The organism is Streptomyces griseus subsp. griseus, assembly GCF_003610995.1.
GTDB lineage: Bacteria > Actinomycetota > Actinomycetes > Streptomycetales > Streptomycetaceae > Streptomyces.
Genome location: NZ_CP032543.1, coordinates 6,734,369 through 6,746,433, shown reverse-complemented (window position 1 = coordinate 6,746,433; position 12,065 = coordinate 6,734,369). Strand labels below are relative to the sequence as shown.

The window sequence follows — 12,065 nt, the reverse complement described above, 5'->3', positions numbered from 1 at the left end:
ATATTACATGAACTTTACACATCGTGATCGCATGTGATTACCTAGTAGTCACATTTGCTTCACATGTCTCTTGCCGAGGAACCCATGTCGATACTCCCTGTCCGAAAAGCGCTCCTTGCCGGTCTGACGGCCGGCCTCGTGGTGGGAGTAGGCGCTTCAGCGCTGGCGATTCCACGCACCGGCCCTGCCATCGACCGCGCCAATGCCGCCGGTGGAATGCCACTGTTGGTCGAAGACTTCATCCACCCCGGCGCGGCCAAGCTGAAGCAAGAGCGCGGAGTCACGCTCAAGCACGGAGACGGCCACGTCTGGCTCACTGATGTGACCGCCCTGAACGACTGTGTCGGCGCCTCAAATATCGCGATCGAAACACGCACTGGAGTCTTCTGCTTCAAGACTGACGCTAAGTCGGGCTACTTGACCCTGGAGCTCCCTGATGCCTTCAACATATGGACTCAGGCTCACCCTGTGAGGGCCACGTTGACTGCGGAGGGCAAAAGCACCGTGGTTGACGCTCCGGCCGATGAGCTCACGTCAGTCGGCGAGTCCGGCGACACCGGCCTCCGATCGGTTCTGGTCGAGATCCGCGTCACCGGCTGAGTATTGGTCCATCGGGACGCTTGAGTCTGCCCAACCAAGCGCCCGGGCGCCGCTGGCTGTCCGCGTCCCGGACGTCAGACCAGTCGGTTAAGCGATTTCGTCCGTTCGCGACACGCTGCATGGGTGCGGAGAGCCGCGGGTGTCCGGTGGCACTCCATTCCCCCATCGCAGTGTGCTGACCTCCAGTGACCCTCTCCTCTGGCTTCCCCAGGTGGTAAGTAGTCCTGCTCACGGCGCCGTACGTCGGCCACCCCTTCTACAGCGTGGGCATGCCGAACTCTTTGTTCTACCTGCAAAAGGAACACATGTGAACATCCAACCGTCCCGCAGAGCGCGGGTCGTATCGTTGCTCTCCGCGGCCACCGCAGTCGGCGCGCTCTCACTCACCACGCCCGCTCAGGCGGTCGTCGGTGACGCAGTCGCTGGCAACGCCTACACCTTCACGACGAAAATTCAGTTCGGTGACGGCGCGGCGGCGCGTTCCTGCACAGGCTCTCTCGTCGATGCCCAGTGGGTCCTCACGACAGCCAGCTGCTTCACCGGTGGTACCACCGAGCTGAAGGTAGGCAAGCCCGCAGCCAAGACGACTGCCATCGTGGGCCGCAACGACCTTGCTACCACAGGCGGGCACACCAGCGAGATCGTCAAACTAGTTCCGCTGCCGGACAAAGACATAGCCATGGCTCGTCTGTCCACACCGGCCGCCGGTATCGCACCCGTTGCGATTGCCGCCAATGCTGCTGCTCCCGGCGACACCCTGATCGCCGCCGGCTTCGGCCGGACTAAGACTCAGTGGGTGCCCAACAAGCTGCACACCGCTGACCTCGCAGTCAACGATGTCACCGCTTCAGAGGTGAACGTCGTCGGCAAGACAGCCAATGACGCCATCTGCAAGGGCGACACCGGCGCTCCGATTCTGCGTGACAACAACGGCAAGCCTGAACTCGTCGCTATTGCCAGCCGGTCGTTGCAGGGTGGCTGCTTCGGCGAGACCGAAACTCGTACGAACGCCGTTGCTGTGCGCGCCGACAGCATCAAAGTCGGCTCACGTCTGAACCCCGGTCAGCAACTCAGGTCCGGAGAAAGCCTCGTCTCCGCCTCCGGCGTACTGACCATGCAGAGCGACGGCGACCTCGTCATCCTGTCCAACGCGGGAAAGACGCTTTGGTCGACGCGTACCGGCGGCAATGCGGGCGCCACCGCGAGGTTCGATACCAGCGGCAACCTCATTGTTCGCAACGCCGCCGACACCACCACCCTGTGGGAGTCCAAGACCGCCGCTGCCGGCGGCTCAGCCGTACTGACCGACCGCGGCAACCTCGTGATCTACAACGCGCAGCAGCAGTCGCTGTGGTCCAGCGGTACGGTGATCCGGCACGACTACAACGGTGACGGGCGAAGTGATATAGGTGCCTGGTACGCGTTTCCGAACGCGGTGTCCGATGCCACGTACACGTTCCTGGCGAAGTCGAAGGATGCCTCCACGGAGGAAGGTGTCCTGGCTGCTCCGTTGAAGTCCTACACGTCGTCGACGGACAAGTGGAACGAATCGGCGATGAAGTCCGTCACCGGCGACTTCAACGGGGACGGCCGGGGTGATATCGCCACTCTGCACGGAAACAGCGATGCGAGTGTGACGGCCTACGTGGCCCTGGGCCAGGCAGACGGTGGCTTCTCCGAGCCGTCACATGCGTGGGCTGCCCTGCCAGGTGGTGAGTTCCACATCTCGTACATGACGCCGCAGGCCGGTGATTTCGACGGCGATGGCCGGGACGACATGGCCGTATGGTCCGCCAACACCAAGACCGGTGTCACCAAGCTGTTCACGTTCACGTCCAAGCCGAACGGCACCTTCAACACCCCCTTCGAGTCCTGGACCGCCCCTGCGGGTTCCTGGGCGCGTTCCAGTACGAAATTCGTCACCGGAGACTTCAACGGCGACGGTCGCGAGGAACTGAGCGTCTTCTACAAGCAGGGCACGCAGGGCGTCAAGGCCTACGTGTTCGGGACGCTACCCAACGGCGGATTTTCTGCTCCGGGTCTTCCCTGGTGGGAGAGCACGGCGTGGCACTGGGAGAATGCCACCCCGCAGGCAGGTGACTTCGATGGTGACGGCCACGATGACGTGCTGGTCTGGTACAGCTACGACGACGGTGCCGACCGCACCTCGACCATGTTGTTCGAGAAGGTGGACGGGAAGAACAAGTTCGGCTCGGCTAAGGTGACGCTCGACGGTGCCAAGACCTACGACGTGGCACGTATGCAGATGGTGACTGGTGACTACAACGGTGACGGCCGCGACGACCTGGCCGTCATGACCCACCGGGCGGACAACTCCGTGCAAATGATCACCTGGACCGCGAAGGCTGACGCCATGTTCAACGGCGGCCTCATCGGCTGGACCTCGAATCCCGGCGCCTGGTCATTTGCGACCACAAAGCTCCTGCGCTCCTACAACTGACCAGCGCCTGGCAGGGGTGCCGCGATTCGCGGCACCCCTGCCGGGGCTGCACAGAACTCGCCGTCGTGAACCGTGGCGCGGGATCCCGCATGCTGCTGAGTCGCGCACGACGCTCCGAGAGTTGTCACGACCAGCTATCAAGTCAGGCTGGCCGTCGGCCGCCGCACTCCATTGATACGAGGGAAGCCACATCATGTCCGAATCCCGCGACGGCATCGACCGCCGTACTCTCATGGGTCTGGCCGGTGGTCTGGCCATCGCCGCCGGAGGAACCTTCGCCGGCCCTGCCGCCACCGCACTGGCAGCACCCGTCCCCGGGCATGGACGGGCAACCGTATCGGACCCCCTGCGGGGGGTGCCCCGAGCTCTGGCGCTGAGCGTGCCCCGCAGCGTCACCGGTGACGCCCCTCTGCCCACGCTTCCCGACCAAACCGGCGGTGGCCGTATCTCGCGGCCCAGCCGCAGCATCCCCTACGCTCAAGACGCCATCTCCGCACGACGCGCGGCCGAAGGCGTTCCCACCTCACTACCGTTCACGTTCAACCAGACGGGCTACCAGGTCGTGGCCGACCTCCCGGAAGCCATGCGGCCGTGGCGGGACCGGCCCAAGCGATGGGAGGACATCACTCCCAACACGAACACGGTGTTCCTTGACACCGAGGGTGTCGTCCAGGTGCGCGACGGCGCCGGCCTACCGGGCTACGACCAGCCCGTGACACAGATCCAGTTCGCGCTCGGCTGCATCGCCAGCTACCGCACCGAGAGCAGTGCCACCCGCAAGGCACTTTTCCTCACCCGGGCCAGGGCGCAGGCGAAGCGGCTGATCGACCGGCGGGTCGAAGCCCGTGGGGCGTGGTACTTCCCCTACCCGTTCGACTACAAGCATGAGACGCACTCCGGTGTCGACTACAAGGCGCCTTGGTACTCCGGCATGGCCCAGGGCGAAGCCATCAGCATGTTCATTCAGCTCTCCCAACTGGACGCCATCACCCAGGAAGAGCGAGCCCTGTACCGGCAGGGAGCAGACGCCGCATTCGCCTCGCTGCTGCGCGGGGACGACGGTTCCCCCTGGGTGGTCCACAAGGACTCGGCAGGCTATCTGTGGATCCAGGAGTACCCTGGCGCGCAACCCGGCACAGGCGACTTTACCTACAACGGCATGATCTTCGCCATGTTCGGCCTGTGGGACTACTACGTGGCCACCGGCAGCGAAGTCGCGCTGGCGCTGTACGACGGCTCCGCGACCACCATAGCGCGCTACTTCCCGCTCCTGCGGAACATCCGCTGGCATTCCTACTACTGTCAGACACACCGGATTCCGACTCCGAGCTACCACCAGCACCACATCAATCTCTTCCGCCAAATGCACTGGCAGACCGGCAGTCCTGACTTCGCCCACCACACCGACGTCCTCACAGACGACTTCCCCTCCCCCTTCCTGCGCGACGGATCCAACATCGCCTTCGCAGCCGCCACCCACACCCTGTACCGGCTGGACACCAAGGCCGACGGAGGGTGGGATAAGGCCAAACAGGACGCACAGCTGGAGATGAAGAAAGTCACCTTCACCCGGGCAACACAGGCTCCCACGGACATGCGCCGCCGGATCCAGGACCGGGGCATCTACTACCGCATCAGCGCCGGAGCCCACACCGGCTGGTGGGTCGGAGAAATCTGGCCAGCCTCCTTCCTCCGAGGCCAGTACCTCACCACCACCTACTTCCCCCAGCGCACGCTCACCTTCCCCGGCGGAAACAGGGAAGTCGACGTCTACCGCTTCACCGAAGACGGCACCGACGCGTCCATCCGCACCGTCTCCTTCGCTACTCCGTCCAACGCACCCACCGACCGCCGCGCCATCGTCAACGGACGGCCCATGTTCCAGATCACCGCCGGTGTCCTTACGGGCTACTGGGTGGCCGCCACCAGCATCACCATCAACGGAACCACCACCTGACGGAGTGACCGGCAACTACAAAGAGATACTCAGCCCGTCGCGCGGCGCGGCGGGCTGAGGGGAGGAAGCCCTCGGCAACTTCGGCAGGCTCGCCCTGAACCCCCACCAGCCCCGTGCCACAAGATTCAGCTTCGCCCTAACCCGGCTTTCTGGGGCAACGGCTTCGGCACCGAGACCGCACCGCTGCTGGCCTGCGCCTTCGACGACCTCCACCTGCACCCGGTCTCGGAGGCCCGCTCCCTCAACAACACCGCCTCCGCCCGCACCATGGAACGCCCAGAGTTCGCCAAGGAGGGCTGCATCCGCGAGCGCGTGCAACGCGGCGGTGTGAACAAGCCCGTCTGGCTGTGGTGGTCGGGCACCGGCGCCGATCCTTACCGCGTCGACTGTTGTTGGCAGGCGTTCCTTCGCCGGTTCGACGTGGAGCACCCCTTCCGACTACTCAAGCAGACGCTCGGATGGACCCGGCCCAAAGTGTGGGACTCGCAGCCCGCCGACCGCTGGACATGGCTCGTCCTGGCCGCGCATGCTCAGCTCCGCCTCGTCCGCCCGCTCACGCGGGAAAGGATGCAATTCTGGCACGGCAGGGAGAGGCGTGTTGGCAGGCGGCGGACTTCTCGGAGCGGTGGCTGGAGTGTGGCGTCTGGTACGGGTGCTGCTTCGGTTCGACGAGCGCCTCCGAATGGGCCACTGACTACGGTCCTCCCCCCCTGCGGTGGGTAGCCTCCCGGCGTGGGGATCGTCGAGCGGTTGGTGCCAGATGAGTTGTGGCAGTTGTTCCAGCACGTGGTTCCGGAAGCGCCATCGCGACCGCAGGGTGGTGGCCGGCGTCGTTACGGTGACTGCGAGGTGCTGGCAGCGATCGTGTTCGTAGAGACATCAGGCTGTACATGGCAGCAACTGTCCGCTGCGTCGCTCGGGCCATCCGGCGCGACAGCCCACCGCAGGTTCACTGAGTGGACGAAGGCCAGAGTCTGGGCCAAGCTCCACCGCGTGGTCCTCGACGAACTCGGTCCCCGCGCCGACCTGGACTGGTCGCGGTGCGCGATCGACTCGGTGAACATGCGAGCTCTGAAAAGGGGGACCTGACAGGCCCGAATCCTGTCGACCGGGGCAAGTATGGGTCGAAGATCCATCTGATCACCGAGCGCACCGGTCTGCCCCTGTCCGTCGGCGTCTCCGGGGCCAACGTCCACGACAGCCAGGCCCTGATCCCGCTCGTGAAGGGCATACCTCCGATCCGGTCTCGCCGAGGACCTCGCCGACGCAAACCCGGCAAACTCCGCGCCGACAAGGGCTACGACTACCGCCATCTGCGGCAATGGCTGGGACAGCGAGCTATCCGGCACTGCATCGCCCGCAAGGGCGTCGAGCCCTCGCAACGGCTGGCCCGCCACCGCTGGACCGTGGACCGCACCATGGCCAGGCTCACCGGCTGCCGCCGCCTCCACCGACGCTACGAACGCAAAGCCGACCACTTCCTCGCCTCCACCAGCATCGCCCGCACCCTCATCCGCTACCGCAGACTCACCAAATGAGATGACTTCTAAGGACCTGCCAGCCTGCGTCGCCCGGAGTTCACTATTTGCCGGGGAAGAAAGCGCCCAGCAGCAGCTCTAGGACGATCAAGCCGACACCCGCGACTCCACCAGCAGCCGCGTTCCGATAGATGATCGCCGCCACCACCACCGCGGCAGCAATCGCGGCCGGCTCGGGCATCCCCTGCCGCGCTGCCGCTACGACGATCGCCGCGACCAGAACGACCGTGAGAGACAGGCGCACGGCATCATCCATCCGATGCGGCTCTCCGAGGTCCCTTTCATCCAGGAGCGCTCCGAGCCGCCCCGTGGCGTACCGTTCGCTGATCGTCACCCATGCGCCCAAGGTCGTGCGCTGCCTTTTGCGGGTCCTTGTCCGATTCGGCCTCAGCGGCACGCAACGCCCCTACAACCTGGGCCGCGTGGCTTTTCAACGGTCCGTTACGCCGCGACAGGAAGGGGACAGACCCCCGTGACATCCGAGCGCCTCGTACGCGCATAACTGGAAGTCGAAGGGACAGAGCTCGGAGGTGAGCATCACGACTTCCGGAAGGGCACCGCACTATGTCCGCGCACTGCCCGATCAAGTGCGTCCAGACGGTCACACGCTCGAAGGTGTAGCAACCTGCGCCGCACATCCGGGCGACGGAAGCCAGAAGTGACCACAAAGGATATGTCAGCAGCAGCAAGGCAATAGCGCCGGCGCCAACGTCACCGATGAGCCAAACAGACAGAGCCTTCGCATCGCTGTAGTACGGAAACCGCTCGGCATGTTCGTCTGCTTGCTTCACGTAGATCGACAGCCCCTCACCGATGACGCGAAGGCAGATGTAGGTGAACAGGCCATACAAGACCCACGTTCGTACCCGACGTTGGTGATAGCGCCGCAGGGCCACCCGAACCGGACCCGGCACAGGACCGATTCCAAGTACTTCTGCGTCTTCACGCAGCTTCCGTATCGCCTCATCCGCCTGCCGCCTATAGCGCGCAGCCAGAGGAGCCCCCCTCCATCTCATCACCAACCGATCATCCCATCTGGCGAACAGTAGCCTCGTCCGTTCTCAACACCCCCGTGCGAGCGCCAGTTGGGGAGAAGTGAGCCGACAGCAGCCATGGCGAGGCTGGCATGATGCTCGAAGTATCAACCTATCGGGACAGGGGCCTCGTTGGTGCCCTACAGAGCCGCACTCGTCCTTGGCCGCAGGCGCAAGCTCCCGCCGTACCAGCGCCCTGCCCGTCGCTCTGCTGCGCCTACGACGGCACGCCACCCCCGCGTCCGCGGTGTCCGCGTGCCGGATCTTGCGCCACACACTCCGGCCGCCGAACGGGTACGGGCTGCTGCTCGGCTTGGCCGATGCCCTCCACATCTCGAGGCTGGAGGGTCTTCTACCACTTGGAGGGCGGTGTCCCGGTCGTCGGTGGCCAGGACCGCCTGCAGCGGGGAGCCGACGTAGGCCAGGACGTCGACCAGGACCGTACGGCGCCGCCACCGAACTCCTTCCCCCCCATTACCTTCTTGATCAGCTCCGCAATGGGATGCCCGGCCTCCGGGACGGCATGACAGCTCCCCCTTGTAGTTCGCATGATCTGGGGGGGTGTCACCGCTCCCGGAGGCACTGGTAGACCGCTGATGAGGGGCATGACCTCCAACTCCTCCGGGAGGCGGGGAGGTTCTTCGTAATGTGGGTGCCTGCAGGTGAGGCCGGGACCGTACGACCGGAGAGTGCTTGTGATCGACACCAGTGGCATCGGCGCCTTCCTCGGCCTGGACGTCGGCAAGGGCGAACACCACGCCATCGCGCTGACCCCGGCCGGCAAGAAGGCCCTCGACAGGCGGCTGCTCAACAGCGAACCCAAACTCCGCGAGGTGTTCGCCAAGCTGATCGCGAAGCACGGCACCGTACTCGTCGTGGTCGGCCAGCCCGCTCCATCGGCGCCCTGCCACTGGCCGTGGCCCGCGACGCAGGCTGCAAGGTCGCCTACCTACCCGGGCTCACGATGCGGCGGATCGCCGATCTCTACCCCGGCGAGGCCAAGACCGACGCGAGGGACGCGTTCATCATCGCGGACGCGGCCCGAGCGATGCCGCACACCCTCCGCGCCATCGAACTCGAAAACGAGACCATCGCCGAACTGGAGATGATCGTGGGCTTCGACGACGACCTCGCGGGTGAGGCAACCCGGGTCGCGAGCCGGCTCCGCGGGCTACTGACCCAGATCCACCCGCACCTGGAGCGAGTTGTGGGCCCGCGCATCCAGCACCCTGCCGTCCTGATGCTGCTGGAACGGTTCGGATCCCCGGCCCAGATACGCAAGGCCGGACACCGACGGCTGATCACCCTCATACATCCGAAGGCCGCGCGAATGGCCGAGCGCCTGGTCGAAGACATATTCACCGCCCTGGACGAACAGACCGTCGTCGTTCCCGGCACCGACGCGGTCGGGCTCATCGTGCCCAGCCTCGCCACTTCCCTCAGCGCCGTCCTCGACCAGCGCAAACTCCTGGCCACCAGAATCGAGGAACTGCTGGATGCCCACTGCTCTTTCCAAGGTCCTGACGTCCATGCCCGGGGTCGGCGTCAGGACCGGAGCCAGGATCCTCATCGACGTCGGCGACGGCAGCGGTTTCCCGATCGCCGCCCACCTCGCCTCCTACGCCGGCCTCGCCCCGGCCAACCGCAGCTCGGGCTCCTCGATCCGCGGAGAACAACCCTCCCGCCGCGGAAGCAAGCAGCTCAAACGGGCGTTCTTCCTCTATGCGTTCGCCGCCCTGGCCGATCCCGCCTCCCGCACCTACTACGACAAGAAGATCAAGCAGGGCAAGTACCACACCCAAGCCCTTCTCTGCCTCGCCAGACGACGAGCCGACGTGCTCTTCGCGATGCTCCGCGACAGCACCTTCTACGAGCTGCGGCCAGTGGCCGTCACATGACCTGCGGGTCACCCAGCAGCACCACACGGTCGGCCTCGACGTCGAAGCCGAGAACCGGGTGGAGCGGGTCAGACTCCGGGCTCAGCAGTACCGGCTTGCCGAGCCGACGCCCGATTGCCCGCAGCAGACGGCACAGCACATCCACGCCGTCCTGCCCCTGCAACTCCCGCAGATCAACGTCGAAGTCGACCGAGCCAGCCTCATACGCCCGAAAGATCACTAGGAATCCAGGGACCGGCCAGACCCTCAGCAACACGTCGGCACCCTCACCGCGGGCCAGCATGTCCGCAGCTCTCGGCAGCCGGACCGCAACACCGTCCTCGGAGTACTCGCACGACCACCCCTGCGACCGAACGAGATCAAGCCCTGCCTGCCAGTCCTCCACCGAGGCATCCGGGACACGGACGTCCGGCAGCGCCCCCATCAGATCTGGAGCAAAGAAGCTCTTCACGTCATCCCACAGCAGGTCAGGCATCACGCCATGCTGCCTCGCCACTCACGAAAACGCAGCCCGATTCCCTTGACGAAACCCATAGGGTCCCCCCGGTGGAGAGGAGAGATTTGCGGAGCTTAGGGTCCTCGCCGAGGACGAGGCGGTAGCGATCGCGCTGGCAGCCCGTCTGTGGGAGGGGGCTGCCAGCCTCGACGAGGCCGCCTCCCTCAGCCTGTTCCGGCAGATGGCCGACCTGTCCCTTCTCAGCCTCCACCCCGGTGTAGCGCGCGGGACCCTGTCCCTGCACTACGTGATCCGCGACCATCTGCGGGCAGAGCTGTCCGGTCGCCTGCCAGCAGTGAACGCCGCCTTTCTCGACGCTCTCACCTCGGCCGGCGAGGGCGGGCCGCGATGGTGGGCTACGTGCTGTCCGTACCTGCGGGACTTCCTCGTGACGCACCGGATGGACGCGGAGCGCGCGCCCAATGCCCTGGCACTGGTCACGGATTTCCGCCGGGTCTGTGTTCTTCTGCATCACCGTGGCCCCACCACGCCGCTCCGGGACCTGGCCCCGGTGCCTCATCCGCTCGGCGCCGGGATTCACCCTGCCCGCGGGCAGTAACTCAACGTACCCTTGCCGTCGCCGCCGAGGGCACGATGCCCCATGCCACCATGCCCGCCCTCAGAGCCCCTCCTGGGGAGAATCTGGGGAGTGTAGACAGTCCTGGGGAGCGCGTGGGGAGAATCGAGCACGTAACGCGGCAAGAACCCGAAAGAACTGAAAGACGTGTCCGCGCAGTTCAGGAGTGGATACAGCCGCATCGGTGCAGGTCAGTGCCACCCAGTAGACAACTTCATGACGTTCGTGCCGAGATCGTGGGTGGGCGAGGTCGCCCGGAGCGTGTCTCCTTGATGGGGCCTGAGGACGCCACTCCTGGCGGTAGTCGGGGTGCTCGGCGTACGACTGCGCCAGCATGTTGAGCGCGTACGCGAGACCTGCCTGGCGTGCATCCGCCGGATCCATGGCTTCGTACTCCCTGGCCAACATGTCGCCCAGGTCGAGCATCGGCAGGTGGCTGTCGAGGAGGGCGTCGCCGCCGAAGCGGTGAGCCACCTCGGCATAGGTGTGATTGTCCGCCATGTTGCGGTCCCGAAGAGACCTGACGAGGTCGTCCATGAGGTCATCTTCGCGCACTGGCAGCAGCGTGGGGCGATCGTTTCCGTCACGGCCGGCCCGCCTGCTGAGTCAGGTCATCTTCTGCCCAGATGAGGATGGCGGCGAGGTGGAATGCGGCCTGATAGGCGGTGGCGAGCTTGTCGGTTCGCATGGCGAGCCCGCGCCACTGCTTGAACCGGTTGATGCACCGCTCGACCGCGTTGCGCTGCCCGTATGTTTCGGCGTCGAAAGCGGGCGGGCGGCCACCGGGGCGGCCCCGTCGCAGGCGGTGGCCTACCTGGTCGGACGGCTGGGTAACGACAGCGCGGATCCCGCGCCGGCGGAGATGACTCCGGATCGCGCGAGACGAGTACGCGCGGTCCGCCAGGACAGCATCTGGTCGGGTCTTCGGTCTTCCGGGTCCGCTTCGCGGACCACGGATGCCCGCCATGATGGCCTCGAAGTCCGGGGCGTCGCCTGCCTGGCCAGCGGTGACGCGAAGGACGAGGGGTCGTGCATCGCTGTCGCTGACGAGGTGGACCTTCGTACTCAGGCCGCCGCGGGAACGACCGAGCGCGTGGTCGTCTAGCTCAGCCCGATCCGGAACCCCTTTCTCCTGGCTCCGGCGGCGTGCTGGTGGGCCCGGCAAACCGTAGAGTCCACCGACACGGTCCAGCCGATGTCGTCACCGGCATCGGCTACTTTCAAAAGTGCCGCGAGAATCCGTTCCCAAGTGCCGTCCACGGCCCACCTGAGCAGTCGCTTATGAGCGGTCTGGAACGAGCCGAGTTCGTCCCGCAGGGCCCGCCAGGGCGAGCAGGTGCGGTACTTCCACGCGATGGCCTCAAGGGTGCGACGGTGGTCGGCCCACCGCCGCCCGCGGATCGGATCGGCCGGCATCAACGGCTCGATCCGGTCCCACATCGCATCAGTGATCACTAACCGGACAGACGCCTCCGATCAACTGATCAACCCATCAAAGAGACAC

Annotated in this window: 9 protein-coding genes and 1 pseudogene; 6 read left to right on the top strand and 4 right to left on the bottom strand. The window is 65.6% G+C overall.

The genetic code is table 11. The features are described 5' to 3' along the window. Positions 1–63: 63 nt before the first annotated feature. The 4 genes from D6270_RS30250 to D6270_RS30225 all read left to right on the top strand — a co-directional run bounded on the left by D6270_RS30250 (position 64) and on the right by D6270_RS30225 (position 6,556). Positions 64–600, top strand: coding sequence for a hypothetical protein (locus D6270_RS30250; RefSeq protein ID WP_225976989.1), 537 nt, complete (start codon positions 64–66; stop codon positions 598–600). 307 nt (positions 601–907) lie between these two features. Beyond that, a complete protein-coding gene (locus D6270_RS30245; protein ID WP_225976988.1) occupies positions 908–3,061 on the top strand; it encodes an FG-GAP-like repeat-containing protein in 2,154 nt (717 codons plus the stop codon). Positions 3,062–3,254: 193 nt separating this feature from the next. Further along, positions 3,255–5,018: a D-glucuronyl C5-epimerase family protein gene (locus tag D6270_RS30240; RefSeq protein WP_109162531.1), complete on the top strand. Its 1,764-nt coding sequence runs from the start codon at positions 3,255–3,257 to the stop codon at positions 5,016–5,018. Positions 5,019–5,750: 732 nt separating this feature from the next. After that, positions 5,751–6,556 (top strand): IS5 family transposase gene (locus D6270_RS30225; RefSeq protein ID WP_204117035.1). Its coding sequence is split into 2 segments (ribosomal slippage): positions 5,751–6,092 and positions 6,095–6,556, totalling 804 coding nucleotides; the frame shifts between segments, so codons are not numbered across the junction. A gap of 43 nt (positions 6,557–6,599) precedes the next feature. On the opposite strand, the gene D6270_RS30220 is transcribed toward D6270_RS30225, so the two are convergent. Beyond that, a complete protein-coding gene (locus tag D6270_RS30220; RefSeq protein ID WP_109162534.1) occupies positions 6,600–6,890 on the bottom strand; it encodes a hypothetical protein in 291 nt (96 codons plus the stop codon). Between the two features lie 1,395 nt (positions 6,891–8,285). Here D6270_RS30220 and D6270_RS30215 point away from each other — a divergent pair. Further along, positions 8,286–9,488 (top strand): annotated as a pseudogene (locus D6270_RS30215) (IS110 family transposase). On the opposite strand, the gene D6270_RS30210 reads toward D6270_RS30215, so the two are convergent. Continuing rightward, positions 9,481–9,963, bottom strand: a complete 483-nt coding sequence (locus tag D6270_RS30210) for a hypothetical protein (protein WP_109167211.1) — start codon at positions 9,961–9,963, stop codon at positions 9,481–9,483. The pseudogene D6270_RS30215 and the gene D6270_RS30210 sit on opposite strands and share 8 nt — an antisense overlap. 202 nt (positions 9,964–10,165) lie before the next feature. On the opposite strand from D6270_RS30210, the gene D6270_RS30205 reads away from it, so the two are divergent. Then, positions 10,166–10,543 (top strand): hypothetical protein, encoded by a 378-nt coding sequence (locus D6270_RS30205; RefSeq protein WP_109162535.1) that lies wholly within the window; start codon positions 10,166–10,168, stop codon positions 10,541–10,543. Between the two features lie 60 nt (positions 10,544–10,603). Here D6270_RS30205 and D6270_RS30200 read toward each other — a convergent pair whose 3' ends face one another. Together D6270_RS30200 and D6270_RS30195 are read right to left on the bottom strand one after the other, a co-directional pair. After that, positions 10,604–11,098, bottom strand: coding sequence for a DUF6221 family protein (locus D6270_RS30200; protein ID WP_158650554.1), 495 nt, complete (start codon positions 11,096–11,098; stop codon positions 10,604–10,606). Between the two features lie 46 nt (positions 11,099–11,144). Further along, a protein-coding gene (locus D6270_RS30195; RefSeq protein WP_109167212.1) for an IS5 family transposase occupies positions 11,145–12,001 on the bottom strand; the annotation gives its coding sequence in 2 pieces (ribosomal slippage) (positions 11,145–11,680 and positions 11,680–12,001; 858 coding nt in all). Positions 12,002–12,065 lie beyond the last annotated feature (64 nt).